The following is a 23,073-nucleotide window of genomic DNA, read 5'->3' as shown; positions in this document are numbered from 1 at the left end:
GCTGGCTTCGGGGCCCGACGCTTCCGACGGATCGGTCGACCCGTTCGCCGCCTACGCGCTCGGCACGTCGTAGCTCGTCTCGAGGTGTGCGAACAGCTCGTCGACCAGCTCCGGATCGTAGGTCCAGAAGCCGTAGTACCGACCGGGTCGGCGCTCCTCGGCGACCAGCGCGCACTTCCCGTAGTCGTCGCCAGCGCCGTCGAAGGCGACGAGCCAGAACTGCCCGAGCTCGCCCGAACCGGCGACGAGCGGGATGTCGTCGGTCGACTCCCTCGCCCCGTCGACGAACGCCGTTACGGACAGCTCGCCGCGGGCAGTGAGACGGCCGTACACCGCCCGCTGGTCGTCAAACGCCGCCTCACGCTGGAAGCCGGCGTACAGCCTACCTGCAGCGCTGCGCCAGGCGCGCTCCTCGATCTCCCTGGCCGCCGCGAGCATCCGTCGGCGATCGTAGGCGGCGAACAGCGTGTTCTCGAGGAAGTCGAACAGCTCCCTGGTGTCGGGGACGTCCTCGTTGAGGGTCCATGGCGGATGGATCTCCGGCGAGAGGACGGCGTCGAACCCCTCGAGTCCCAGCGCGCCTCGAAACTCGCCGTCCCCGTCCCGGATCACGACGAACCCGTCCTCGAACGCCGCGGCGCGGCGGTACTCGACGGTTACGTTGCGGGTCGTGAACTGTCGCTGGAGCTCCGCCGCGACGTCGCTGTCGGTGGTGTAGACCTCGAGCCGCTTTCGTTCGCGCTCGACGGCCGCGAGCGTGTCGCCCAGCGTCTCGACGGTCATCCGCCGACCCCGAGCACCTCGTAGACGGCCGACGGGATGTCGACCTCGTCGACGGCACCCGCGTCGGGATCGAACTCGAGGAGCCCGTGGTCGTCGAGCTGGGGCAACACCGAGTGGTGGAGACTGATTCGGGCCCGATCGTACGCCCGCTGTCCGGCGATCGTTTCTTCGCCGACGGCCTCGGTACCGGCGACCACCGCGGCGAGTTCGTCGACCGTGGCGTCCGAGTGATCGTACAGGTAACCCAGCGTGGTGCGGATCTCCCGCTCGGAAAGGAGTCCGAGGAGCTCGTCGACGGTGTGCTCGGGAGCACCGTTCGTGAGCGCGGAGAGATCCTTGTGAGTGTCACTCATGATTGTTGGGCACAATTAGACTCTCGAGACTATAAGCCGTGTTCAAAAAGTCGATGACTGTCCTCGATCGGACTAGTTCACCTGCCGTGAGCGATGTCGACGCCGGATATTGCCGGCGTCCGTCGTCGCGACCGCTAACGATTTACGACGATCGGTTCAATCCCCGCCCATGAAGGTCGAATTCGACGAGGACACCTGTATCGGAATGTACCAGTGCGTCGCCGAGTGGGACGCCTTCGAGAAGGACAAATCGGCGGGGAAGGCCGTCCTCGAGGACGCCGAGGAGGTCGAAGACGGGATCTTCGTCCGCGAGGTGCCCGAGGACGCCGAACTCGACGCGAAGTTCGCGGCCCGGACCTGTCCCGTCGACGCGATCACGATCTACGACGACGACGGCGAGCAGCTGATTCCCTGATTCGTCGCCGATAGACGGATAGGTGTCGACGCTGAACGCCGCCACATGGCTGACCCGGACCGCGTTCTCGTTCCGACCCTCGGCCATCCGGGGGAAGACGAGGGACTCGCCTATGCTCTCGAGACGTTTCCCGACGCCGCGGTCACGCTGCTTGCGGTCGTGACGCCGCTCGACGCGCCGTTGAGCGAGGGCGGGGTGCTCGAGCGAAGCGACGAACGGACGGATCGGTCGCGCGACCGTGCGTCTCGGCTGCTGGAGACGGTCGACACTCCGGAAGCCGCGGATCGGGTTCGGATCGAGGTCGCGGAGGGACGGCCCGGCACCGTCATCCCGCAGTACGCGAGCGAGCACGACGTCGACCACGTCGTCATGTACGGCCACGAGAGCAGGACGACGGGGTTCGTTCGGCGGTTTCTCGGCCGCGGCGTCGCCACGACGGTCATCAACCGGACATCGCGTCCGGTGACGGTCGTCGAGTAGCCACGGTCCTCACCCGGCGACCGTCGCGAACGCTCGGTAGAGTCCGTAGCTGACAGCGGTCGAGCTCCCCAGCGTCAGCAGCCAGAAGGTGATCGTCACGCCGATCTTGCGCCGCGAGACGCCAGCGGAGCCCGCGGCCAGCCCGCCGCCGATGACCCCAGAGAGGACGATGTTGTTGAGCGAGATCGGGATTCCGAGCGCGATCGCCAGTTGGGCGATAATAAAGCCCGGGACGAGCGCGGCGATCGATCGGCGGACGCCGAGCTGGGCATACTCCCGGGACGTCGCCTGTAGGAGCCGCGGTGCGGCCATCCACGCACCGGCGAGAATACCGGTCGCCCCGATGCCGAGCAGGACGATCCCCGGCAGGCCGAGCTCGATCCGGAACAGGTGCTCGAGTGGACCGGTCGCGAGCCCGACCTGCGAACCGCCCGAGGAGAACGCGACGATCCCGCCCAGGATGAGCAGGAACGAACGGATTCCACCTTCGACGGAGACGAGGACTTGCCTGCGGATCCACCCGAACGCGAGCACGCCGAGCGCGATCGTCGTGAGAACCATCCCGACGTCGACGTTTGCAGCCAGCTCCGGCTCACCCCCGATGTGGGTCGAGACGAACCGTGCGAGCGTCCCCTGGTCGGCCGCCGGATCCGGAATCACGCCGAGTCGGATGTTCGCGAGGATCGCCCCGACGATGCCCGCGAGCAGCGGGACGCCGATCGTCTCGGGCACGTCGTCGCGTCGCAACAGCGTCGCCGTGGCGAACGCCAGCCCGCCGGACATGATCGGGACGAGTAGCCAGAACGTGCCGAGTCGCTGGTAGGTCGCGATGGCCGGATCTCCGCCCAGCGAAAGCCCGACTCCAACCATCGCGCCCGTCGTCGCGAACGCCGCCGGGATCGGGTACCTGGTGTAGATGCCGATCCCCATAAACGCCGCCGCGGTGAGCAGTCCCGCAGTGGCGGCAAGCGGCGTAATCGTGACGCCGTCGATGAGGTCCGCGCCGACGGTTTCGGAGATGCTCCCGCCCTGCATGAGCGCGCCAGCGGCCGCGAGCAAACCGATGACGAACGCGGCTCGCATCGTCGAAATCGCGTTCGCACCGATCGCTGGCGCGAACGGCGGCGAGTTACTGTTTGCCCCGAGCACCCACGCCATACACAGACAGGTGATGACGGCGATCCCGACGAGCAGGACGAACGACGGCGTGACCATCCGTTCTTCGCGTTTCTACGACCGTTCGGAAAAGCGTTCTTGCGGGTTTTACTTGCACTGATCAGCGGGTCCGCAGGACGGACTCGCGCTCTGTGCTCGGCGCCGAAAGAACGAAGCGACGAGGACGTCGTCGTCCGTTACGCGATCTCGTCGTACTGCTCGGAGAGCTTCTCGGCGGCCTCGCCGAGCTGGTTGCGTTCGAACTCGGTCAGGTCCCACTCGACGACCTCCTCGACGCCGTCGGCGCCGAGCTTCGCGGGGACGCCGAAGGCGGTGTTCTCGTGGCCGTACTCGCCCTCGAGGGCGACGCTGCAGGGCAACACCTCGCCGGTGTCACGGAGGATCGCCTCGACGGTGTGGCCGACGCCCGTCGCGGGCCCCCACTCGGTGGCGCCTTTCTTCTCGATGACGTTCATCGCCGAGGTCTGCAGCTCCTCGAGCAGCTCCTCCTTCTCGTCGTCGGAGAACTCGACGTCTTTGCCGTCGACGCGGACCTTCGAGAAGACCGGGACCTGGGCGTCGCCGTGCTCGCCGAGGATCGTCGCCTCGACGTTTTGGACGGGGACGTCGAAGCGCTGGGCGATCACGTACCGGAACCGGGCGGAGTCGAGCCGCCCGCCGAAGCCGACCACCTTCTCGCGGCTCCGATCGCCGGTCTCGTAGAGGTGGCGGTTCAGCAGGTCGACCGGGTTCGAGGTGGTGACGGTGACGAAGTCGTCGTTGTGCTCGGCCAGCGAGGACCCGATGTCTTCCATGATCGGGGCGTTGTCCCCGGCCAGATCGATCCGGGTCTGGCCCGGCTGGCGCGGGATCCCGGCCGTGATGACGACGACGTCCGAGCCGGCGGTGTCCTCGTAGCCGCCCTGCCGGATCGTCGTGTTCGAATCGTAGGCGACACCGTGGTTCGTGTCGGCGGCCTGGCCGACCGCGTCGTCTTCCTTGTCGGGGATGTCGACGAAGACGAGCTCGTCCGCGACGTCTCGGAGCGCGATGTTGTAGCCCGCGGCTGCTCCGACCGTTCCGGCCGCACCGACCACGCTAACTTTCGTCATACCACGTGAAACTGCACCATCCCAGGCGTTAAATCCGTCGGAACGCCCACGATCATCCGATACTGACGAGAAATTATACGTCGATCGTCGAATCTCGAGTCGGGGCCGCTCTCGCCCGTTTCGTCCCGTTTTTGCCCAGGCGCGTCGACGCGGTTCGGGATCGAACGGATCTTTGGACTCGCCGTCGCGTCCTCGAGCATGCGCGTCAGCGTCATCGGCGGCGGACGGATCGAGGACGAGGCGAGCACTCGAGCCGAGGCCGTGGGTCGGGAGCTCGGTCGAAGAGGACACACGGTCGTCTGTGGTGGCCTCGGCGGGACGATGGAGGCGGTCTGTCGCGGTGCCAAGGCCGAGGACGGACGCACGATCGGCATCCTCCCGACGGAGCGCCCGGCGGACGCGAACGACTACGTCGACGTCCCGATCGCGACGGGGCTCGGCCACGCCAGGAACGCGCTCGTTCCGCTGAACGGCGCGGCGGTGATCGCGCTCGCGGGGAGCCACGGCACGCTCTCGGAGATCGGGTTCGCCGGCGTCTACGATCGACCCGTCGTCGGCCTCGAGACCCACGAGCTGCCGGGAATCGAGGCCGTCGAGACGCCGCAGGCGGCCGTCGACGCAGTGGAGGCCGCGGTCTCCGAGTAACCGCTGCTCGCGTCGTCCCGTCTCCGCTGGTTGACAGATGGTAACAAACAACAGCTAGTCTGTCGACTCTAGAACCGACGCTCCGCCGAGGGAGCGTCCGCCGAGGTAAAAGTATGGCAACCCAGACTGGATCGAACACGGAACTCGTTCGGGAGTATCTGGCCGCGTTCAACGACCGGGACCGCGAGACGCTCTCGGAGCTCCTCGCGGACGACGTCGTCGAGCACGGCATCCACGACGAACTACACGGCGTCGACGAACTCCTCGAGAAGCTCGAGGCACACTTCGAGCCGTTCCCGGACTACTCGGGGACGACCGAGGCGATAGTCGCCGAGGACGATCTCGTCGCGGTCCGGTACACGGTCGGTGGGACCCACACGGGCGAGTACCGCGACGTCGAACCGACGGGATACGCCGCCGAGTGGAGCGGGATGGCGATGTACCGGATCGACGGCGACGAGATCGCCGAGGTCTGGCTCGAGGAGGATCGGCTCGGACTGCTTGAGCAACTCGAGGTCGTCGACCCCCCGGCGCACCTCCGGATCTGATCGGTACCGCTTTTTCCCGCCCCGACTACTTCCGATCGTGACCGACGACAGCGATCCGTACACGGTACACGATCGGCTTCCCGATCCGGATACGTTCGCCCGCTTGCGCGAGGTGACCGGGATGTCCTCACGCTCCCGCGAGGGGATCGAGCGCGGGCTGCCGAACTCGCTCCACGCCGCGGTCGCGGTCCACGAGCCGACCGGCGAAACCGTCGGAATGGGACGGCTCGTCGGCGACGGCGGCACGGTCTATCAGATATGTGATATGGCGGTCCACCCGGACCACCAGGACCGAGGACTCGGCACGCGGATCATGGAACGGCTCGAGGCCTACCTCGAGCGTGAGGCACCCCCGGAGGCGTACGTCAATCTGGTCGCCGACGTCGACGGCTTCTACGAGGAGTTCGGCTACGAGGAGCTCCGTCCCGCGTCGAAGGGAATGCACCGCTGGATCGACTGATCGCCTGTCGCAGCTTTTTCGACGCTCGGGCGCCTTTCGACGGGTATGAGCGACTTCGACAAGGAAGCCGAACGCGAGAAGCTTCGCGAGAAGTACGAACGCGACAAGGCAGAGCGGGAGGCAACCCAGCGGATGAGCGACCTTCTGCTCAAGGGCGCGACGATGACCAACAATCACTGCGGAACCTGTGGTGACCCGCTCTTCCAGCAGGACGACACGACGTTCTGTCCGAGCTGTCACGGCAACCCCGACGCCGTCCAGGGAACGAGTCTCGAGGCCCAGCCGGCCGAGGACGGGCCCGAGCCCGAGGGGACCGACGAAAGCGCGGACGGGTCGGACCGCCCCGAGCCCGAAATCGACGTGACGCGGTCCGAAACCGACGCTGACGGCCCCGACACGGCACCCGACCGCGCGGGCCAGGGCCAGACCGCCGACACCGACCCCGCGGGCGACGCGAGTGCGCGGCCGTCCTCGCCCCCGTCGCGGTCGACGGCCGACGGGGAGGTCAGAACGCAGTCCCGGGACGACCGATCTCGCGATCCGGAGCCCGATCGGGCACAGCGGGACCGCCACCACGGTGAGTCACGCCGTCCCGCTGACCGATCGCGACGAGCGACCGACTCGCGAACACGAGCGACCTCGGGCTCCGGCGAGCTCGAGGACGCCCGCGCCTCGCTGGTCGCCGCCCTCGAGAAGTTCGCGCGAGAGGCAAGCGAGACGGACGATCCCCGCTACGCCCGCGAGTGTCTCGAGGCCGCCCGCGAGGCCGGCGAGACCCTCGAGACGCTACGCTAGTCGAGAAACCGCTCCTGTACGTTTCCGGTCGGCATCATACACTGGTCTTTCTTGCCGAACACGCGGTACCGATTGGCCGCGACGACGTCGTACCCCAAGTCACGGAGTCGTCGCGGGAGATATCGGAGCGGCCGCCCGAGGGCGTAGACGCCGCCGAGGCGTTCGCCGATCCGGAGGACGGCCGCGGACTTGACGTAGGCGTCCTCGCCCTCGATCAGGACGATCGACTCGAGGCCGTCCTCGGCGAGGCCGTGCTCGGCCAGCAGGCGCTGGCCGACGTCTGACTGTAGCGACGCGAAATGAAAGATCTCCTCGTCGTCCCGCGGCACGATAAACTGGACGAACCCGGCACAGAGGTTACAGACGCCGTCGAAGAGGACGATCGGCGCGTCCTCGGGGATCTCCTTGCTCATTGAGCATCAGTTCGGAGCGCTCGCAGTTCAGAATTCCGGTCGGAAACCGCGACGGCAGGGATGAAACCGGCTCGACCCCTAGAAGTCGGGCGGCTGGATCTCCGCGGGTTCGTTGTCACCACAGCCGTGGGCGGAGACGAGATCGACGCTCCGGTCGCGATCGTCCGGATCGCTTACCGTGTCCATCGTGACGTCCTCGGAGACCCGGTACATGTTCACGTGGGTGAGCTCCGTTCCCTGCTCTTCCTCCCAGCTCGTACAGATGTACTCCGCCAGGGAGTCGTCGGCGTCGTTGGTTCCCTGCATCCCCCCGCGACGGACGCTGTTCATGTAGAACCGCTCCCGGTAGGAGCCGTACTGCTCCTGGATCTGGCTCCCCTCGTAGGGGCGGTCGTAGGAGACCGACGACTGGCCGTTGTAGACGTCGACCACCTCGCCGTCGGCGGTCTGTGCCGGGAAGACGTAGTAGCTGTCGGTCGTCCGCGGCGTCGGTGCGAAGACGCTCCAGTCGGGCTGGTCGATGCTGAGCTGCTGGGCGCGGTCCTCGATCTGTTCCTCGACGACGGTCTCCTCGTCGGCGACGCCGCCGATCGGAAGCATCGAGAGGGCCACGAACAGCACGATCGAGAGCACGACGACGCCGATCGCCGCGTTATAACCGAGCTCGCGCGCGCGGCGCTGACGTTCGCCCCGGAGTCGGACGTCGGGGACTCGCCTCGCGAGCCCGGCGAGACGCTCCCGTCGAGCGTCGATGGCGTCGAGGTCGACCCCGAGATAGCGAGCGACCGCCTTCAGATCGTCCCAGAACTGCGCCTGGAGGAACAGCATCACGCCGGCGATCGCGACGTATGGGAACGCGCCGATCCGTACGGTGACGATAAACGAGGCGTGTGACGCCACGAACATCCCGACGAGCGCCATCCGCAGTCGGCCCCGCAGTACGAACAGCAGCCAGGAGAACAGCAACATGTAGAACCACGTCAGCCCGCCGATCTGGAGCAGCGTCTGGAACTCCCGGAGGTAGGGTGCGAGGAAAAACGTCGTGTCGTGAAGCCCCATAATCAACGGCGTCGCCTCGCCGCTCGTCCAGAGCTCGTCGTGGGCCTTGTGGTAGCCGTTGACAATGTACATGACCACCATCTGGGCGAGGATCAGCGCCGACGCGACGCTGGCGATCCCCTTTCGGGGTTCCCGGTCGGCGTGAACGGCGTCGATCGACCACCGCTCGCCAAGCGGGAGGAAGATCGCCCAGAACAAGAGGAGCCGGAACAGCGTGTCGGCGTAGCTCAACACCAGCGGGTTGTGGTGATCGAGCGAGACCACGAGCAGGAAGGAAAGGATCGTCGCGATCCGGGTCTTGTAACCGACGATGAGCTGGACGGCGATCAACCCCTGCAGCACGAACAGGCCGGCGATGACGGTCGGATCGGTCGTGTAGTGGTAGATCGAGATCGCCCCCTCGGAACTCATCGCCTGGGCCAGCGACTGTGGGACGGCGCCGTCGTTCGTATAGTAAAACGAGAAGTTCCGACTCCGCAGGAGCAGGTCGGCGATGATCAACAGTCCGGCGAGGACGCGAAACGCCGCGAGCGTCCGGGTATCGATCCGGACCCGATTCGCGACCGCCCGGCGAAGCCGCCCGGCAAGGGCATCGAAGCTAGAGGTGGCGCTACTCATCGCTCCCCGGCCCCAGCAGGCCGATTGTCGGCTGTCGGTTCGTGCCGTCGATCGACAGAACCTCGATTTCGTGGCTGTGCTCGCGGTGTGTGGCGTCGTCCATTCTGTAGCACCCCTCCGCTGGTCGCCCGGCCCCGGGTCGAGAACGCGAGTGGTCCCGCGTCCCGACGGCCGAGGGAGCGGGTCGGTTGTCTCTTCGATAATCGAGACGCAACCGGTATATATTTTCCGTCCATACTCACCGAAAGCTGTACCGTCTCGTCGGTCAGCCGGTGTACTCGCTGCCGATCACGTCGCGGATCCGCTCGGCGGTTACCCGACCGACGCCGTCGGCTTCCATCAGTTCGTCCTCGGTCGCGATCATCACCGCCTCGACGGTGCCGAACTCCTCGAGGAGCGCTCGGGCGGTGACGGGCCCGATCTCGGCGATTGAGGAGACGACGTACTCCTGCTGTTCGGCCATCGTCTTGGCCTGCTTCTGGCCGTGGACCGACACTTCCCGGTCACCGACCTCCTGTTCGCGGCCGGCGATCACCGCGAGCAGGTCCGTCGTGTCGGCCTCGCTCTCGGTCCGGAGGACGCTCGCTCCGAAGTCGACGGCCAAACTCGAGAGCGCCCCCCGGACGGCGTTGGGGTGGACGTCGCGTTGCTCGTACAGCCCCTCGCCCTCGACGACCACGATCGGACGGGCGTAGTGGCGGCTCATCGCCCCGACCTGCTCGAACACCGAGCGGTCGCCCCCGACCAGCGAGTCGACGAAGTCGGCGACGGACTTGCGCTCGACGGCGACTCGATCCGAGAGGACGTAGTCGCCGACCTCCAGCGTCTCGAGGCGCACCTCGTAGCTCTCGCGCCGCGAGAGCTCGCGGGCGATGTTGGCGTCCATCTCGCGCTGGTCGGCGACGACCTCGACGCGGTCGCCCTCGGCGTGGGGTTCGTGGGTCGCGACGTCCGCGGCGTCGTCGCTCGATCCGTCGGCGTTGCTACTCGACTCCGAGTTCTCCGCGTCGAACTCCTGCAGTCCGGGTCGGTCGCCAACCCCCTCGTTTCCGCTGGAAGATCCGCTTCCCTCCTGTGGTTTTTCGCCTTCCCCGTTCACTTTCGCTCCGCTCTCGAACGCGGCCAGGGACTGCTGGGCGTCGTCGAGCTCCTCCTCGAGCTCGTCGGCCATCCCCTTCAGCTCGCGGAGCTCGGATTCCATCTCCTTCTCGCGGCGCTTCGAGATCCAGAAGTAGGCCTCGTCGCGGGTGTCCTCGGCCAGCAGGACAACGACCCGTCCCTCCGACTGGCGACCCGTACGACCCTTGCGCTGGATCGACCGGATCGCCGTCGGGACGGGCTCGTAGAACAGGACGAGATCGACCTCGGGGACGTCAAGCCCCTCCTCGGCGACCGACGTCGAGACCAGCACCTCGAACTTGCCGGCCCGGAAGGCGTCGAGTACCTCCTGTTGTTCCTTTTGTGTCATCCCGTCCGAGCCCTCGCGGTCGCCCTGGCCGACGAAGCGCTTCGCGTCGAAGCTCTCGCTCAAAAACTCCGTCAGCGCTTCCGCCGTATCGCGGGACTCGGTGAAGACGATCACCCGCTCGCCGTCCTCGAGCCCCAGAGTCTCGGCCAGCAGCATCCGGCTCTTGCGGTACTTCGGGTGGAGCTCGTCGAACTTCTCGGCCCTTCGCATCGCCTCGCGAACGCGGGGATCCGAGACCATCCGCTGGCTGGCCTTCGAGGCCCCCGAGGACCGGGCCTGGTTGCGCTGGCGGTCGAAGTACCGCCGCAGGGCCTCGACGCTCTGGGTCTCGACGAGCGTCACGGCCTGGCGGAGCTTCATCACCTCGGCGTGAACGGACATCCCCTCGAACCCCTCCGACTGGTCGTTGTCGATCAGCCGCTGGAGCTCGGCGCGCATCCGGTTGAGATCCTTCTGGGACTGGTCGGGCTGGGTCGAGCCAGCGACCCCCAGCTCCTTGAGGGTCTCGAGGCGGTCCGTGATCACCTCGTTCAGGGCGTCGCGGATCTCCAGGACCTCCTCGGGGAGGTCGATGCGCTCCCACTCGACGTCGGTGTCGTGGGTAAACTCGGCGACGTCGGCGTCCTCCTCGGTCATCACCTCCACTTCCTGGAGCCCGAGGTTCTCGCAGACCTCGAGGATGGCCTCCTCGTCGCCGCCGGGGGAGGCGCTCATTCCGGTTACGAGCGGGTCGCGGGCGTCGGCGTGATAGCGCTCGGCGATGTAGTTGTACGCGTAGTCGCCCGTCGCGCGGTGGCACTCGTCGAAGGTACAGTGCGTAACGTCAGAGAGGGAGATCCGACTGCCGACGAGGTCGTTCTCGATGACCTGCGGGGTGGCCATCACGACCGTCGCGTCCTCCCACAGCGCGGCCCGGTCGTCGGGACTGACGTCGCCCGTGAAGACGACGATCTCGTCGTCGGGCACCTGCAGGGCCTCTCGGTAGAACTCGGCGTGTTGCTGGACGAGGGGCTTCGTGGGCGCGAGCATCAGGGCGGTTCCGCCGACCTCCTCGAGCCGGCGGGCGGTCACCAGCAGGCTCACCGTCGTCTTCCCCAGCCCCGTCGGCAGACAGACCAGCGTGTGGTGGTTCGCGGCCGTGCCCGCGAGCTTCAGCTGGTAGAGCCGTCGCTCGAGGAAGTTCGGCTCGAGTAAGGGGTGATCGATCGTCGGCTGTCCGCCGTCCTCGTCCGTCGCTGCCATTGCCGGGCGTTCATCCTCGCCGCGAATAAGGGTTCGCGTATCGGGGTGAAAGTGAAGCTGGTATCCGGAACCGACACAATACTCTTGTATACGGCGTTGTATACACACTAGTATGAGCAAGAGTATCCGTGTCGACGAGGATACGCACGCAGCACTCGCAGCACTCAAGGGTGAGGACGAAACGTTCGACGACCTGCTATCGCGACTCGTCAGCGAACGGCGCGAAACGGTTCGTGAAGGGGCCGGACTCTGGGCGAATACCGACGCCGCCGAGAAAGCTCGGCAGGCTCGAACGGAGATGAAACGCGGAATCGGCTCCGACGACGGATGACACTGTACGACAGCAGCGTGCTGATCGAGTACTTGGACGGCAACGATGACGTCGTCTCGTACGTCGAGAGCCACCTCGACGAGCGCGCAGTTACGCCGCCGCTCGCGTTGTTCGAGGTGTACCAGGGGGAAATATTCAAAAACGGCCCGACGAATCTGGATGCGGTCGACGGTGCGCTCGAGTGGGTAACGACCGTCGAAACTGCCGGTGAAACCGCCCGCGCTGCAGGGGAGTTGCAGGACGAACTACGCAACCAAGGACAACCCCTCGCCGCCCGCGATGCGTTCATCGCAGGGGCTTCGATAGCCCACGACGAACTCCTCGTCGTCGCAGACGCCGACTTCGAAGTCGCAGCACTCACTAACTTGCTCGAGGTCACATTTCTCTGACGTTGCAACGTCACCCTCCAAGCAGCTGTGGCTCGTCGAGGACGTATGGAAACCTCGAGGCGCACCCTCGGTCTGCCGGAGCCGCGATCGATCCTCACCGCCGTCGGCTTCGTCGTCCTGGTCAACGCCGTCGGCAGCGCACCCGCGCTGATCTCGTCGTCGGATACGGCCTGGTTCCAGGCGCTCGACAAACCCTGGTTCTACCCGCCCGGGATCGCCTTCTCGATCGTCTGGACGCTACTGTTTACGCTCATGGGCGTCGCGATCTGGCTCGTCTGGCGCAGCGACAGCGACGGCCGTCGGCTCGCGCTCGGCCTGTTCGTCGTCCAGATGGCGGTCAACGTCTCCTGGACGCCCGCCTTTTTCTCGCTCGAGCGGCTGCTCGTCGCGTTCGGGATCATCGCCCTCCTCTGGGTGCTCGTCGTCGCGACCATCGCCGCCTTCCGACGGGTAGATCGCCGCGCCGCCGCGTTGCTCGTCCCCTACCTCCTCTGGGTGAGCTTCGCCGCCGTCCTCAACTTCGAGATCTGGCGACTGAACGCCTGAGTGGTCCCCTCACTCCTCGGGTCGGCGCGGTCGGTCCGGATCGACCGCGTGGGCGAGGACGTCGACATCGCTCCCGAGCGGATACTCGAGGATCTGGGCCGGCTCCTCGAGGACGCGCCCGAGAACCAGCTCCGAGAGCCGGGCGATCGGGTTCCAGGTGTCGTAGTAAGCGTCGTACACCCTCGCCATCTCGGCGGTCTCCATGTATCCGTAGAGCAGGTATCCCTCGGGTCGTCGCTCGAGGACGACCGACTCGGTGTACATCTCCTCGGCCTCGAGCATCGCCGCGCTCCACGTTTCGACAGGGCCGAGTTCGACCTCCCCCGCCGCGACGCGCCGGGAGAGTCCGGCGAATCTGTCCGCGAGCCGCTCGGCCACCCCCGGTTTCAGGTGCAACTGGACGAGGTCGACGTCGACGCCGCACTCGCCGTCCGGGCCGACGACGAGGGGGCCGTCGTCGGTCCCCGTCGCGGTTCGGGGTCGGTTCGGATTGACCGCGTGGACCAGCAGCTCGCGGTCGACCGCCATTTCGTCACCGATCGCACCGTGTTCGAGGGGAAACGCCGCCTCGACGCGCGATTCGGGATCGGCCCAGTCGACGATCGCGGAGCGAGGGATTTCGACGTACCAGCACAGCGACGGGGATTCGCCGCCGGTGTCGAGGAACAGTGACGCCGTGGTCGCGTCCTCGAGACCGAGCAGCGGGTTGGGGTCGTCGGGGTCCGCACAGAGTCCCGCGACCGCCTCGCGGACCGACTCGACTCGATTCGCGTCGACGGGTCGGCGTACGAGAAAGGCCGCGCCGTGGCGCTCGGTGATCGTTCCCTGCCGATCGTCGGCTCGAGCCGGACGCGTCCGCTGCCATGCGTAGCTGGCGGCGACGAGCGCTCCCAGCGCGACGGTTCGGCGTCTCCAGGTTCGAAACTCCATACCGAACGATCGGCACGACTTCGGTTTGCAGTACTCCCGAAACCTATCGCCATTTTAAGTTATCGCCGTCCGTACCGACGGACATGAAGTCCGTCGGGATCGAACTCCGATACGCCAGCGAGGCGCTTCCCCCGATCCACGAGGGGATCTGTACGTCGCCCGACCTCGAGCGGGAGCTGATCCTCGGCGGGCAGGCCGTCGAGGACGTCGAGACGATCACGTCGTTCGTCGACGGCGACCCGGCAGCCTACGAGCCGTTGCTCGCCGACTCCGAGCGAGTTCTGGAGTACGAGATCACGCCCGCCGAGGACGGGTTCTTCCTCTACTTGCGCCAGGAACTCGGCCCGGAGGGACGCTCGCTGCTGGACGCGCTCGCGCGAGAGACCGTGGTGGTCGTCCCGCCGATCGAGGTTCGTGCCGATCGGACCATGCGCCTGACGCTCGTGGGCCACCCCGACGACCTCGGGACGATCCTCGAGACGGTGCCGGAGGGCGTCTCGCTGGAGGTGCTGTGGGCGAGCGACGAGCTTCCCGTTTCCGGGGACGTCGTTTCGGACCGCCAGCGGGAGGCTCTCGCGGTCGCCCGGGAGCTCGGCTACTACGAGGTGCCCCGACGAAACGGGATCGAGGACGTCGCCGCCGAGCTCGGCTGTGCGGTGTCGACGGCCTCCGGGCTGCTGCGCCGGGGCGAAGCGCGAGCGGTGGCGGGCGTCCTCGACGGCGGGCCGTAGCTACAGGAACTCGAGGGCGAGATACGCCAGCACGCTTGCGTAGATGGGGATCGTCAGGTTGTCGTCGACGATGAAGTCGCCGACCTGTACCTTGATCCCGTCGGCGATCGTCGCGCCGAGCGCGGCCGCGAGCACCGCCGGCGGCGCCTCGTAGAGGAACGGTGCCGCGAGGACGGCGCTGACAACGAACATCGTCCCGAGCACCGTCGGTCCCTTGACGGTCTTGAGCGTGTCGTCGGAGACAGCGCCGCTGATCGGATCGCCGATCGCGAGCATCAACATTGCGGGGAGGGCGATCTGTGGTTCGAACAGGAGGACCGCGACGGTCATGCTGACCATGTAGTAGCCGTAGCCGGCGAACTGATCCTGTTCGTACTCGCGGGTCAGCTTCTCGTAGATCCACCAGTCGAGCCCGACCTGCAGCCGCAGAAACTCGAGCCCGATGACGCCGAGCGAGAGCGCCACCATCAGGAGCCGGAACCGATCCCAGGTGAGTCCGACCCCGAAATAGTCAGCGAGGAGATACAGTGCGACCAGCCCCGCTCCGCTCGAGTGGACCAGCCGGCGCTTCAGTTCGTCGGCCATCACCTCGTGCCTCGAAGGAAGTGACCTTCAGTGCGTCGGTTATGTTTCGGCTGACAGGCTGAGACCGCGGGGGTCAGGTCTCGGGCGGTTCGATGACGACGTCGCCACAGGTCGAGACGGTTACATAACAGTCCTCGTAGGCGAACGATACCTCGACGGGTCCGTCCCGGGTCGAGGCCACAAGTGCCGAGAGCGCCTCGGGATCGACGGCCTCGAACAGCGGCGTCATTGCGACCGGGTCGCGGTCGATCGCGGTCGCGACCGCTTCGACGAGCGACACTGTAATCGATTCCGCTTCCGGATCGAACCGGGCGTGAAGCGTTTCGGTGGTGGGGTCGTAGCCAACGCCGTCGGCGTCGATCGAGGGAACGGCGTCTGCGGAGGTCGGCCTGTCGCTCATTGTTCCACAGTACTACGCCACCGGCGTAAGCGTGGAGGCTGACCAGTCAGCGTGCCTCCGCACCGGATTCCTCGAAGAGGTGCCGGAAGACCGTCTGCTGGGCCTTGCGGAGGTGCTGGTTGAACGTCTGTCGAGTCACGCCGAACCTGTCGGCCAGCTCGTCACCGGTGCTCGCCCGCGGCGTGTCGAAGTAGCCGCCGAAGTACGCGGCGTCGAGGACGGCCAGCTGCCGATCCGTGAGCGCGTCGGCGACGACGTCGTACAGCAGGTGTGGCGAGTAGACGAGGTCCTCGGAGACGAGCTCGACGTCGGGGTGGAACTCCCGGATCCCCTCGGCGGCCAGCCGGGGATCGACGTCGCCCGGTAGCTCGCCCCGGAACCTGACCTCGTCCGGCGTGATGACGATGCTGCGGGCGCGACCCCCGAGCGAGGGAAACACCGACGCGACGGTCGTCGGCTCGGCGTAGGCCTCGACGCGGTTGTAGCCGTCGATCGAGCTGAGCAGGCGCGCGTCCTTGTAGTGAGGTACCTCTTCGACGGCCGTGACGAACTCGCCGGGACCGAGGTCGTCCGTTCCCATGTACTGGACGGCCGTCTCGTCCGACAGCGAGACGACCGAATCGATCTCGATGCGCGTCTCCCCACCCTCGACGCGAAGCGAGGACGGGACCGCCGGCCCGTCGGCGCGAAACTCGAGGCGACGCACGTGGTCGCTGGTCAGACGTTTCTCGCGGCGCTTCAGCGCGGTGACGTCCTCGAAGGCGATGACGACGAACTCGACGTCGCCCGCCTCGTCCAGGATCGGCGCGGAGTTGCTCGAGAGCCACCGCTCGGAGCCGTCAGGAAACTCGAGCCAGTGCTGGAACCCATACACTGGCTCGGCGGTCTCGAAGACCTGCATCACCGGGTTCTCCGACACCGGAACGGGAGTTCCGTCGTCGTAGTAGAGCTTCCAGTCGTCGTGGTCGTACGGTCGATCGGCGAGCTCCTCGTCCGTCAGCCCGAGCACCGTCCTCGCCCGCTCGTTCGCGAACACATAATCGCCGTCCGCGTCGATCACGGCGGTCCCGACCGGAGTCGCGTCGAAGAATCGCCGCGCGAGATCTCCCGGAGGCGACTGCGTCCGTTCGGTCGGTCGGTCGGCGTCCGCTCTATCGTCGGAACGGTCGTCCGACGGCGTTCCAGTCACCGCTTCACCGCCGTCGGATCGCTTCGACGCTTCGTCGCTGACCCCTCGCTTTCGGGGCACCCGCCCGCGACCGCGATCGATCCGCCCGTCGGCCGATAGTCCGAACTGTGTACACCCTTCATCCGAGAACGGTAGGAACGCGATCGGAATAAGGAACGCGGCGGTTTCGGTCGGACCGCAAGGACGGAGCCGCTACAGCTCCTCGAAGGCGAGGTCGCCGGCGCGGATCGCGGCCAGCGTCTCCGCGAGTTCGTCGACCGCGAGTCGCTTCTGGTCGGTCGTGTCCCGTTCCCGAACCGTGACGGTCGTCTCCGCTGCTTCGACGGTCTCGTAGTCTACCGTCACGCAAAACGGCGTGCCGACCTCGTCCTGACGGCGGTAGCGCCGACCGATGTTCCCCGAGTCGTCGTACGTTACGGAGAGTCCCGCCTCGCGCAAGTCGTCGACGACGTCGTTCGCGACGGCCTCGAGCTCGTCGTCGCTCTGCAAGGGGAAGACGCCGACGAAGGTGGGCGCGACCTCGGGCTCGAGCTCGAGATACGTGCGGTTCTCGCCGTCGACCTCGTCCTCGCTGTAGGCGTGGTGGAGGACGGTGTAAACGACCCGATCGACGCCGAAGGAGGGCTCGATGACGTGGGGGGTGACGTGTTCGCCGGCGATCCGTTCCTCGTCGACCGAGAACCCGGTCTTCTCGACGGGGAGCTCGTGGCTCTCGCCGTCGAGTTCGATCTCGACGGTCTCGCCCTCGAACGCAGAACGGTCCCGTTCGGCCAGCGTCTCGAGTTCGCTGACGACGTCCTGGGCCGCGCCGCCGAACTCCGGTCCCAGATAGCTCATGTCGGGATCGACGGTCGCACGTTCGACCGTTTTGGGTTCGTCGTACTGTTTGAAGACGGTAAAGCGGTCCTCGGAGTACTCCTCGTGTTTCGAGAGGTCGTAGTCGGTCCGGTTGGCGAAGCCAGCCATCTCGATCCAGTTGCCATCGATTTCGCTCTCGGCGTCCCAGCAGTCCGCCGCGTAGTGGGCCCGTTCGCCCGAGAGGTGCTGGCGGAACCGGAACCGATCCATGTCGACGCCGACGGCCTCGTACCACGGCTTGGCGATCCCGAGGAAGTACGCGACCCACTCGTCGGCGACGATCCCCTCCTCGACGGCCGCGCCGATCGTCGTCTCGATCTCTTCGCCGTCCTCGTCGTTCTGTTCGCCGACGGGGTACAGGCACACTTCGACGTCCTCGACGCGCTCGAGGGGCGGTTCGTCCTCCTCGGGGTCGACGAAGTACTCGAGTTCGGCCTGGGTGAACTCGCGGGTGCGGATGATCGAGCGCCGCGGGCTGATCTCGTTGCGGTAGGCCCGACCGATCTGGGTGACGCCGAACGGCAGCTGGTTGCGGGCGTACTCCTTCAGGCGGGGGAACTCGACGAAGATCCCCTGTGCGGTCTCGGGGCGCAGATAGCCCGGCTGGGAGTCGCCGGGGCCGATGTTCGTGTCGAACATCAGGTTGAACGTCTCGACGGCCTGGCCCGCCAGTCCTGCGCCACAGGCAGGACAGACGAGCTCGTACTCGGCGATGACCTCTTCGACCTCCGGGATGGGGAGGCTCTCGGCGTCCTCGTACTTCGTGTTGTCCTCGACGACGTGGTCTGCGCGGTGGCTCTCGCCGCAGTCGGGACACTCGACGAGCATGTCGTCGAACCCGTCGAGGTGGCCCGACGCCTCGAAGACCGGCTCGGGCATGATCGTCGGGGCGTCGATCTCCATGTTCCCCTCTGCGACGGCAAAGCGGTCCCGCCAGGCGTCCTCGACGTTGCCCTTCAGCGCGGCGCCCTGCGGACCGAACGTGTAGAAGCCGCCGACGCCGCCGTAGGCCCCCGAGGACTGGAAGAAGTACCCTCGGCGTTTGGCGAGTTCGACCAGCTTCTCGCTGGTTGGCTGGTCGGTCGCGTCAGTCGGCTCACTCATACAGCGCCTCCAGGAGATCGACGTCCCGGACCACGCCGACGAGCTGTTCGCCCGTCACCATCGGAAGCTGTTCGACGTCGTTGCTGATCATCTTCTGTGCGGCGTTCTGGACCGACGTCTGGGCCGAGACCGTCACGACGTCCTCGCTCATGAACTCGCTGACGGGGCCGTTCGGGATTTCGATGTCCCGCGTCGGCAGGTAGCGGCTCCCGACGCCTTTGATCCCCTCCCAGGACCACTCGGCGTCCTGATCGGGGAAGTTGTCCCCGGTCTCCTCCTCGCCCTCGACGATGCGCGCGACGTCGATGATATCGACCTCGGTCAGCACGCCGCTCATTCGGCCCTCGTCGTCCAGCGCGACGGTGTAGGGGACGTTCGCGTAGTAGAGCTCGCGCTCGGCGACGGCCAGGGGTGCCCCCTCGTAGGTCGTGTTGACGTTCCCACTCGAGTGACCCTCGACGGTGTCGTCGGTCTCCTGATCGCCGGCCGCGATCGCGTGAACGACGTCAGTCACCGTAACGATCCCTTCGAACTCTCCGTCGACGACCGGGATCCGACGCTCGCCCTCGTCGAACATGAGCTTCGCGACCTCCTCGAGGGCGGTGTCGGCGGTCGCCGAGGGAACGTCGTCCATCAGCATGACGAGCTGGTCCTCGTCGGGTTGCTCGATCAGCGCGTCACGCGAGACCAGTCCGCGGTACTCGAGGCGGCTGTCGGTCCGGCTGACGACCGGAACCGACGAAAACGACCGTTCCTGCAGGTACTCGAGGACGTCCTCGCGAGTGCCTGGTAACTCGACGGTCACCACGTCTTCCCGCTGCGTCATCGCGTCGGCTACGTTCATATACTCCCGGTACGGCGAAAATGAGTATAAACCCAGTGTTTCACCTGCGGACGGCCCCCCGTTCGTAGTCGGCTCCGAACGTGCGGTCGACGATTCGACGTGTTTATATGTGAGTGGGATTCACATTCGTGTATGATGTCATCCGATGTCACGGTCGGAGCCGACGAGACGGTCGTCGGTGCGATCGATCCGGCCGAGTCGGCCGACCGGTATATCATCGCGGATATCGCCGTCGACGGGGCGTGGCTCTCGATGCGGGCCGACGAGGCGCCGACGCTGCCGTCGATGCGGTAGGGCGGTTCGCGTCGCCTCCGTACAGTACTTGCTCCTCCGGCCGTTCGTTTTCGGTAGATGGTTGGACCGCGCCCCCGGAGCGATCGGACCGACGGATCCGACGCCGACGACTCCCGGTACACGACCGCGAACGTCCTCGCCGCGCTGGTTCCGACAGCGCTGGCTCGACGGCTGCTTCGTGTCTCCGTCGAGACCGACCAACGGACGTACGACCGCGACGAACCGGTCGAGATCACCGTCGAGTTCAAGAACCCGCTGCCGGTACCGATCGACATCCCGACCCCCGAGCAACGCCGCTGGGGGTGGACGATCGACGGCCAACTCGAGGCCAGCGACGAGAACCGCTACACCCGTAGCCGGCCAAGCTCCTTCTCCTTTGGCGGCGGAGAACGAAAACGAACGTCGTTCACGTGGAACGGTCGGTTCGAACGGCATCGCGAGGACGCCCTCCGCGAGTCGGTCGTCCCCGACCCCGGTGAGTACGAACTTCGGGTTTTCGTCGCCACCCACGAGGACGCGTACACGCCGAGCGATACCACCACGGTTGCGATCCGGTAGGGACGTCTTCGTCTACCCCGTCAGCATGCCGCCGGCCGGAGCCTGCGTCTCCGGTCGGCCGTCGTCGCTCGTCTGAACGCCGGTGAACTCCGGCGAGTTGTCGATTGCTCGTCGTACTTTGGTGCCGAACACGGCGGTCGTCGTCAGGACGGACATAATCTTACTCATTCACGAGTTAATAATGAGGCCGGCCGCTTAAGAGTTTATGCCACCAACAATGGTGTTGTAGAATAATTCGCACGGGATACGTCTCGGCTTCCCAAACGGCGCCGAAACGGAGTGCGAGCGAGCCGATGGCTTGCGACTCGAAACTCCCGAATCGGAACCCACCGGCCGCGATTAGCGGTGGAGGTGACAGGCCGCGAAGTGGGGATCGGTGCCGTACTCGGGTTCGAGCTCGTAGGCCGGCCGCTCGGTTGCACAGATGCTTCGACGGGCGAACGACTCGAGCAGGAGCTCACGGGCCTCCTCCCAGTCCTCGTGGTCGTCGGCGACCGCCGCCGACTCGGGATCGGTCTCGAGGAGGTCGATCGCCTCCGCGACGATCTCGCCGGCCTCGCCGCGGGGGAGCTCCCCGCCGAAGAACTCCCGGCGGAGCTCGTCGGCCGACATCGGCTCGAGGGTCCGGCGTTTGACCGCGCGCATGAACGTCCGGGTGTGGGCCCACTCCTCGTCGGTCAGCTCGTACTCCTCGGGGGCGATCAGCCGTGGACACCGGGTCCGGAATCGACAGCCGGAGGGCGGATCGACCGGACTCGGTACCTCGCCCTCGAGGACGCCCCGGGCGTCTCGCTCCCGCGGATCGGGAACGGGGATCGAGTCGAGCAGCGCCCTCGTGTAGGGGTGCTGGGGGTTCTCGAACAGCTCCTCCTTGTCCGCGAGCTCGACGATGTTGCCCAGATACATCACGGCGACCCGATCGGAGATATGCCGAATCACCGAGAGGTCGTGGGCGATAAAGAGGTAGGTCAGACCGAACTCCTCCTGGAGCTCCTCCATCGTGTTCAGCACCTGGGCCTGGATCGAGACGTCCAGCGCCGAGACGGGCTCGTCACAGACGATAAACTCCGGATCGACCGACAGCGCTCGAGCGAGGTTGACCCGCTGGCGCTGCCCGCCGGAGAACGCGTGGGGGTGGCGGTTGTAGTGGTGGGGGTCGAGCCCGACCTTCTCGAGCAGCATCTTCGCGCGTTGCTCGCGACCCTCGTCGTCCAACATTCCGTGGGCGCGCATCGGCTCTTCGACGATCTGGCCGATCTTCATCCGCGGATCGAGCGAGGCCTGGGGATCCTGGAAGATCATCTGAATCTCCGAGCGCTTCTGGCGGAGCTCCTCGCCGCTTAACTCCGCCAAGTCCTCGCCCTTGAAGTCGATCGTTCCCTCCGTCGGCTCGAGCAAACGCAGCAGGGTTCGCCCGAGTGTACTCTTCCCGCAGCCGGACTCGCCGACGAGTCCCAGGGTTTCGCCCCGTCGGATCTCGAAGTCGACGTCGTCGACGGCCTTGACCCGCTGTTGGCCGACGTCGATCGGCGGAAACTGGTCCGAATCGAAGGAGATCCCGCTCAGGAGCCCCGAGTCCTGATTGAAGTACTTCTTGAGGTTTCGGACCCGGAGCAGCGGCTCCTCGCCGGTCGCTCCGGAGCCGACGGGACTACTCACCGTCCTCACCTCCCGGCGTCCCCGCGGTTAGCTGTGGCTCCTCCTCGAAGGGCGGGCTCTCGTCGTAGCCGACGTCGAAGACGTCGTGTTTGACACAGGCCGCGTTGTGCGGGTGGCCGTCGGCTCGGGCGACCTCCTTGGGCTCGGGGTGGACTCGCTGGCAGACCTCCCTGGCGTCCGGACAGCGCGGGTGGAACCGACAGCCCGAGGGCGGTGATATCGCTTCGGGCATCACGCCCTCGATGGGTTCGAGCTCCTCGACGGTCCGGTCGGGTCGGGGCATCGAGTTCAACAGTGCCTGCGTGTAGGGGTGTTTGGTGTCGTGAAACAGCTCGTCCACCGGCGCCTGCTCGATGATCTCGCCGAGATACATGACGTTGACCCGGTCGCAGATCTCCGCGACGACGCCCATGTCGTGGGTGACCCAGATGAAGCTCGTGTTGTACTTCTCCTGGAGGTCGTCGACGAGGTCGATGATCTGGCCCTCGACGGTGACGTCCAAGGCCGTCGTCGGCTCGTCGGCGATGATGAGGTTCGGCTCGCAGGCAAGCGCCATCGCGATCAATACGCGCTGGCGCATCCCGCCCGAGAACTGGTGGGGGTACTCCTCGTAGCGCTCCTCGGGATCGGGGATACCGACTTCCCGGAGCATCTCGATCGCCTCCTCCTTTGCTTCCGCCCCCGAGAGGTCACGGTTGAGCTCGATGAACTCGCGGAGCTGCCCCCCGACCGTGAACACGGGATTGAGCGACTCCATCGGATCCTGGAAGATGACGGCGATCTCGTTACCCCGGATCCGATCCCGGACCGCCTCGTTCGAGAGCATGTCCTCGCGCTCGCGGAGGTCGCCATCGGAACCCTCCTCGAGGCCGAAGATCGTCTCACCCTTGTAGGTGATCTCGCCGGCGACGATCTCGCCGGGGTTCTCGACGAGTCGTAACAGGCTCATCGAGGCGACCGATTTGCCAGCCCCCGACTCGCCGACGAGGCCGACGATCTCGCCCTCGTGGACCTCGAAAGAGATCCCGTCGACTGCGCGTACTGTGCCAGCGTCCGTAAAGAACTGCGTCTTGAGATTCTCGACGCGAAGTAGTGGTTCGGAGCTCATG

General features: G+C 66.4%; 28 protein-coding genes. 12 read left to right on the top strand and 16 right to left on the bottom strand.

The genetic code is table 11. The features are described 5' to 3' along the window. Positions 1-51 precede the first annotated feature (51 nt). Both NATOC_RS19270 and NATOC_RS19265 read right to left on the bottom strand, forming a co-directional pair. Complete coding sequence (locus tag NATOC_RS19270) at positions 52-783, bottom strand: DICT sensory domain-containing protein (protein ID WP_015323161.1); 732 nt, start codon at positions 781-783, stop codon at positions 52-54. Then, positions 780-1,136, bottom strand: a complete 357-nt coding sequence (locus tag NATOC_RS19265) for a DUF7344 domain-containing protein (protein ID WP_015323160.1) — start codon at positions 1,134-1,136, stop codon at positions 780-782. Before NATOC_RS19265 ends, NATOC_RS19270 begins: the two co-directional genes overlap by 4 nt. Positions 1,137-1,305: 169 nt before the next feature. Here NATOC_RS19265 and NATOC_RS19260 point away from each other — a divergent pair, with 169 nt between their 5' ends. Both NATOC_RS19260 and NATOC_RS19255 read left to right on the top strand, forming a co-directional pair. After that, complete coding sequence (locus tag NATOC_RS19260; protein WP_015323159.1) at positions 1,306-1,551, top strand: ferredoxin; 246 nt, start codon at positions 1,306-1,308, stop codon at positions 1,549-1,551. Between the two features lie 45 nt (positions 1,552-1,596). Further along, positions 1,597-2,031, top strand: coding sequence for a universal stress protein (locus tag NATOC_RS19255; RefSeq protein WP_015323158.1), 435 nt, complete (start codon positions 1,597-1,599; stop codon positions 2,029-2,031). A 9-nt stretch (positions 2,032-2,040) separates the two neighbouring features. Here the strand turns inward: NATOC_RS19255 and NATOC_RS19250 are convergent, their stop codons facing one another. Then, positions 2,041-3,246 carry an inorganic phosphate transporter gene (locus NATOC_RS19250; protein WP_015323157.1) on the bottom strand — a complete coding sequence of 402 codons (1,206 nt, stop codon included), beginning with the start codon at positions 3,244-3,246 and terminating at the stop codon, positions 2,041-2,043. Positions 3,247-3,383: 137 nt separating this feature from the next. Continuing rightward, positions 3,384-4,298 (bottom strand): malate dehydrogenase, encoded by a 915-nt coding sequence (gene mdh, locus NATOC_RS19245; RefSeq protein WP_015323156.1) that lies wholly within the window; start codon positions 4,296-4,298, stop codon positions 3,384-3,386. A 198-nt stretch (positions 4,299-4,496) separates the two neighbouring features. Between mdh and NATOC_RS19235 the strand changes: the two genes are divergently transcribed. The 4 genes from NATOC_RS19235 (at position 4,497) to NATOC_RS19220 (ending at position 6,746) form a co-directional block, all read left to right on the top strand. Continuing rightward, a complete protein-coding gene (locus NATOC_RS19235; protein WP_015323155.1) occupies positions 4,497-4,943 on the top strand; it encodes a TIGR00725 family protein in 447 nt (148 codons plus the stop codon). A 113-nt stretch (positions 4,944-5,056) separates the two neighbouring features. Next, complete coding sequence (locus tag NATOC_RS19230) at positions 5,057-5,491, top strand: ester cyclase (protein WP_015323154.1); 435 nt, start codon at positions 5,057-5,059, stop codon at positions 5,489-5,491. 37 nt (positions 5,492-5,528) lie between these two features. Beyond that, complete coding sequence (locus NATOC_RS19225; protein ID WP_015323153.1) at positions 5,529-5,951, top strand: GNAT family N-acetyltransferase; 423 nt, start codon at positions 5,529-5,531, stop codon at positions 5,949-5,951. Positions 5,952-5,996: 45 nt separating this feature from the next. Next, positions 5,997-6,746 (top strand): Sjogren's syndrome/scleroderma autoantigen 1 family protein, encoded by a 750-nt coding sequence (locus tag NATOC_RS19220; protein ID WP_015323152.1) that lies wholly within the window; start codon positions 5,997-5,999, stop codon positions 6,744-6,746. Here NATOC_RS19220 and NATOC_RS19215 read toward each other — a convergent pair. The 3 genes from NATOC_RS19215 to NATOC_RS19205 form a co-directional block, all read right to left on the bottom strand. Beyond that, positions 6,743-7,159 carry a thiol-disulfide oxidoreductase DCC family protein gene (locus NATOC_RS19215; protein ID WP_015323151.1) on the bottom strand — a complete coding sequence of 139 codons (417 nt, stop codon included), beginning with the start codon at positions 7,157-7,159 and terminating at the stop codon, positions 6,743-6,745. The two genes, NATOC_RS19220 and NATOC_RS19215, sit on opposite strands and share 4 nt — an antisense overlap. A gap of 78 nt (positions 7,160-7,237) precedes the next feature. Then, on the bottom strand, positions 7,238-8,836 hold the full coding sequence (locus NATOC_RS19210) for an HTTM domain-containing protein (RefSeq protein ID WP_015323150.1): 1,599 nt from the start codon (positions 8,834-8,836) through the stop codon (positions 7,238-7,240). A gap of 265 nt (positions 8,837-9,101) precedes the next feature. After that, positions 9,102-11,546: a DEAD/DEAH box helicase gene (locus tag NATOC_RS19205; RefSeq protein ID WP_015323149.1), complete on the bottom strand. Its 2,445-nt coding sequence runs from the start codon at positions 11,544-11,546 to the stop codon at positions 9,102-9,104. 112 nt (positions 11,547-11,658) lie between these two features. Here NATOC_RS19205 and NATOC_RS19200 point away from each other — a divergent pair, with 112 nt between their 5' ends. The 3 genes from NATOC_RS19200 to NATOC_RS19190 are packed head-to-tail and all read left to right on the top strand — an operon-like array spanning position 11,659 to position 12,812. Then, the gene (locus NATOC_RS19200) at positions 11,659-11,877 is read left to right on the top strand and encodes a DUF7557 family protein (RefSeq protein WP_015323148.1); all 219 of its coding nucleotides are present in this window, start codon (positions 11,659-11,661) and stop codon (positions 11,875-11,877) included. Then, complete coding sequence (locus NATOC_RS19195; protein ID WP_015323147.1) at positions 11,874-12,266, top strand: PIN domain-containing protein; 393 nt, start codon at positions 11,874-11,876, stop codon at positions 12,264-12,266. Before NATOC_RS19200 ends, NATOC_RS19195 begins: the two co-directional genes overlap by 4 nt. A 45-nt stretch (positions 12,267-12,311) precedes the next feature. Next, positions 12,312-12,812 carry a TspO/MBR family protein gene (locus NATOC_RS19190; protein WP_015323146.1) on the top strand — a complete coding sequence of 167 codons (501 nt, stop codon included), beginning with the start codon at positions 12,312-12,314 and terminating at the stop codon, positions 12,810-12,812. A 9-nt stretch (positions 12,813-12,821) separates the two neighbouring features. Here the strand turns inward: NATOC_RS19190 and NATOC_RS19185 are convergent, their stop codons facing one another. Next, positions 12,822-13,742, bottom strand: coding sequence for a hypothetical protein (locus NATOC_RS19185; RefSeq protein WP_015323145.1), 921 nt, complete (start codon positions 13,740-13,742; stop codon positions 12,822-12,824). 83 nt (positions 13,743-13,825) lie between these two features. On the opposite strand from NATOC_RS19185, the gene NATOC_RS19180 reads away from it, so the two are divergent. Next, the gene (locus tag NATOC_RS19180; RefSeq protein ID WP_015323144.1) at positions 13,826-14,473 is read left to right on the top strand and encodes a helix-turn-helix domain-containing protein; all 648 of its coding nucleotides are present in this window, start codon (positions 13,826-13,828) and stop codon (positions 14,471-14,473) included. Here the strand turns inward: NATOC_RS19180 and NATOC_RS19175 are convergent, their stop codons facing one another. The 5 genes from NATOC_RS19175 to NATOC_RS19155 all read right to left on the bottom strand — a co-directional run bounded on the left by NATOC_RS19175 (position 14,474) and on the right by NATOC_RS19155 (position 19,453). Further along, complete coding sequence (locus tag NATOC_RS19175; protein ID WP_015323143.1) at positions 14,474-15,058, bottom strand: diacylglycerol/polyprenol kinase family protein; 585 nt, start codon at positions 15,056-15,058, stop codon at positions 14,474-14,476. A 73-nt stretch (positions 15,059-15,131) separates the two neighbouring features. Next, on the bottom strand, positions 15,132-15,458 hold the full coding sequence (locus NATOC_RS19170) for a HalOD1 output domain-containing protein (RefSeq protein ID WP_015323142.1): 327 nt from the start codon (positions 15,456-15,458) through the stop codon (positions 15,132-15,134). Between the two features lie 46 nt (positions 15,459-15,504). Further along, positions 15,505-16,647, bottom strand: a complete 1,143-nt coding sequence (locus tag NATOC_RS19165) for a bacterio-opsin activator domain-containing protein (protein ID WP_015323141.1) — start codon at positions 16,645-16,647, stop codon at positions 15,505-15,507. A gap of 192 nt (positions 16,648-16,839) precedes the next feature. After that, positions 16,840-18,609, bottom strand: a complete 1,770-nt coding sequence (gene glyS, locus NATOC_RS19160; protein WP_015323140.1) for a glycine--tRNA ligase — start codon at positions 18,607-18,609, stop codon at positions 16,840-16,842. Continuing rightward, positions 18,602-19,453 carry a CBS domain-containing protein gene (locus tag NATOC_RS19155; protein WP_015323139.1) on the bottom strand — a complete coding sequence of 284 codons (852 nt, stop codon included), beginning with the start codon at positions 19,451-19,453 and terminating at the stop codon, positions 18,602-18,604. The genes glyS and NATOC_RS19155 overlap by 8 nt, the downstream gene beginning before the upstream one ends. Before the next feature lie 132 nt (positions 19,454-19,585). Here NATOC_RS19155 and NATOC_RS22555 point away from each other — a divergent pair, with 132 nt between their 5' ends. Together NATOC_RS22555 and NATOC_RS19150 are read left to right on the top strand one after the other, a co-directional pair. Further along, positions 19,586-19,747: a DUF7556 family protein gene (locus NATOC_RS22555; protein WP_015323138.1), complete on the top strand. Its 162-nt coding sequence runs from the start codon at positions 19,586-19,588 to the stop codon at positions 19,745-19,747. Between the two features lie 57 nt (positions 19,748-19,804). Continuing rightward, positions 19,805-20,305, top strand: coding sequence for a hypothetical protein (locus NATOC_RS19150; RefSeq protein ID WP_015323137.1), 501 nt, complete (start codon positions 19,805-19,807; stop codon positions 20,303-20,305). Between the two features lie 12 nt (positions 20,306-20,317). On the opposite strand, the gene NATOC_RS22550 is transcribed toward NATOC_RS19150, so the two are convergent. The 3 genes from NATOC_RS22550 to NATOC_RS19140 all read right to left on the bottom strand — a co-directional run bounded on the left by NATOC_RS22550 (position 20,318) and on the right by NATOC_RS19140 (position 23,072). Then, positions 20,318-20,473: a hypothetical protein gene (locus NATOC_RS22550; RefSeq protein WP_015323136.1), complete on the bottom strand. Its 156-nt coding sequence runs from the start codon at positions 20,471-20,473 to the stop codon at positions 20,318-20,320. 171 nt (positions 20,474-20,644) lie between these two features. Continuing rightward, complete coding sequence (locus NATOC_RS19145; RefSeq protein WP_015323135.1) at positions 20,645-21,964, bottom strand: ABC transporter ATP-binding protein; 1,320 nt, start codon at positions 21,962-21,964, stop codon at positions 20,645-20,647. After that, positions 21,957-23,072 (bottom strand): ABC transporter ATP-binding protein, encoded by a 1,116-nt coding sequence (locus NATOC_RS19140; RefSeq protein ID WP_015323134.1) that lies wholly within the window; start codon positions 23,070-23,072, stop codon positions 21,957-21,959. The genes NATOC_RS19145 and NATOC_RS19140 overlap by 8 nt, the downstream gene beginning before the upstream one ends. Between the last annotated feature and the right edge of the window lies 1 nt (position 23,073).

Source organism: Natronococcus occultus SP4, from assembly GCF_000328685.1.
GTDB lineage: Archaea > Halobacteriota > Halobacteria > Halobacteriales > Natrialbaceae > Natronococcus > Natronococcus occultus.
The sequence above is the reverse complement of the archived record's forward strand: the minus strand, read 5'-3'. Positions and strand labels throughout refer to the sequence as shown.

What these genes read in the sequence shown, in the direction of transcription:
- NATOC_RS19270 (WP_015323161.1), bottom strand. Translation starts at nt 783, where the DNA reads ATGACCGTCGAGACGCTGGGCGACACGCTCGCGGCCGTCGAGCGCGAA.
- NATOC_RS19265 (WP_015323160.1), bottom strand. Translation starts at nt 1,136, where the DNA reads ATGAGTGACACTCACAAGGATCTCTCCGCGCTCACGAACGGTGCTCCC.
- NATOC_RS19260 (WP_015323159.1), top strand. Translation starts at nt 1,306, where the DNA reads ATGAAGGTCGAATTCGACGAGGACACCTGTATCGGAATGTACCAGTGC.
- NATOC_RS19255 (WP_015323158.1), top strand. Translation starts at nt 1,597, where the DNA reads ATGGCTGACCCGGACCGCGTTCTCGTTCCGACCCTCGGCCATCCGGGG.
- NATOC_RS19250 (WP_015323157.1), bottom strand. Translation starts at nt 3,246, where the DNA reads ATGGTCACGCCGTCGTTCGTCCTGCTCGTCGGGATCGCCGTCATCACC.
- mdh (WP_015323156.1), bottom strand. Translation starts at nt 4,298, where the DNA reads ATGACGAAAGTTAGCGTGGTCGGTGCGGCCGGAACGGTCGGAGCAGCC.
- NATOC_RS19235 (WP_015323155.1), top strand. Translation starts at nt 4,497, where the DNA reads ATGCGCGTCAGCGTCATCGGCGGCGGACGGATCGAGGACGAGGCGAGC.
- NATOC_RS19230 (WP_015323154.1), top strand. Translation starts at nt 5,057, where the DNA reads ATGGCAACCCAGACTGGATCGAACACGGAACTCGTTCGGGAGTATCTG.
- NATOC_RS19220 (WP_015323152.1), top strand. Translation starts at nt 5,997, where the DNA reads ATGAGCGACTTCGACAAGGAAGCCGAACGCGAGAAGCTTCGCGAGAAG.
- NATOC_RS19215 (WP_015323151.1), bottom strand. Translation starts at nt 7,159, where the DNA reads ATGAGCAAGGAGATCCCCGAGGACGCGCCGATCGTCCTCTTCGACGGC.
- NATOC_RS19210 (WP_015323150.1), bottom strand. Translation starts at nt 8,836, where the DNA reads ATGAGTAGCGCCACCTCTAGCTTCGATGCCCTTGCCGGGCGGCTTCGC.
- NATOC_RS19205 (WP_015323149.1), bottom strand. Translation starts at nt 11,546, where the DNA reads ATGGCAGCGACGGACGAGGACGGCGGACAGCCGACGATCGATCACCCC.
- NATOC_RS19200 (WP_015323148.1), top strand. Translation starts at nt 11,659, where the DNA reads ATGAGCAAGAGTATCCGTGTCGACGAGGATACGCACGCAGCACTCGCA.
- NATOC_RS19195 (WP_015323147.1), top strand. Translation starts at nt 11,874, where the DNA reads ATGACACTGTACGACAGCAGCGTGCTGATCGAGTACTTGGACGGCAAC.
- NATOC_RS19190 (WP_015323146.1), top strand. Translation starts at nt 12,312, where the DNA reads ATGGAAACCTCGAGGCGCACCCTCGGTCTGCCGGAGCCGCGATCGATC.
- NATOC_RS19185 (WP_015323145.1), bottom strand. Translation starts at nt 13,742, where the DNA reads ATGGAGTTTCGAACCTGGAGACGCCGAACCGTCGCGCTGGGAGCGCTC.
- NATOC_RS19180 (WP_015323144.1), top strand. Translation starts at nt 13,826, where the DNA reads ATGAAGTCCGTCGGGATCGAACTCCGATACGCCAGCGAGGCGCTTCCC.
- NATOC_RS19175 (WP_015323143.1), bottom strand. Translation starts at nt 15,058, where the DNA reads ATGGCCGACGAACTGAAGCGCCGGCTGGTCCACTCGAGCGGAGCGGGG.
- NATOC_RS19170 (WP_015323142.1), bottom strand. Translation starts at nt 15,458, where the DNA reads ATGAGCGACAGGCCGACCTCCGCAGACGCCGTTCCCTCGATCGACGCC.
- glyS (WP_015323140.1), bottom strand. Translation starts at nt 18,609, where the DNA reads ATGAGTGAGCCGACTGACGCGACCGACCAGCCAACCAGCGAGAAGCTG.
- NATOC_RS19155 (WP_015323139.1), bottom strand. Translation starts at nt 19,453, where the DNA reads ATGAACGTAGCCGACGCGATGACGCAGCGGGAAGACGTGGTGACCGTC.
- NATOC_RS22555 (WP_015323138.1), top strand. Translation starts at nt 19,586, where the DNA reads ATGATGTCATCCGATGTCACGGTCGGAGCCGACGAGACGGTCGTCGGT.
- NATOC_RS19150 (WP_015323137.1), top strand. Translation starts at nt 19,805, where the DNA reads ATGGTTGGACCGCGCCCCCGGAGCGATCGGACCGACGGATCCGACGCC.
- NATOC_RS22550 (WP_015323136.1), bottom strand. Translation starts at nt 20,473, where the DNA reads ATGAGTAAGATTATGTCCGTCCTGACGACGACCGCCGTGTTCGGCACC.
- NATOC_RS19140 (WP_015323134.1), bottom strand. Translation starts at nt 23,072, where the DNA reads ATGAGCTCCGAACCACTACTTCGCGTCGAGAATCTCAAGACGCAGTTC.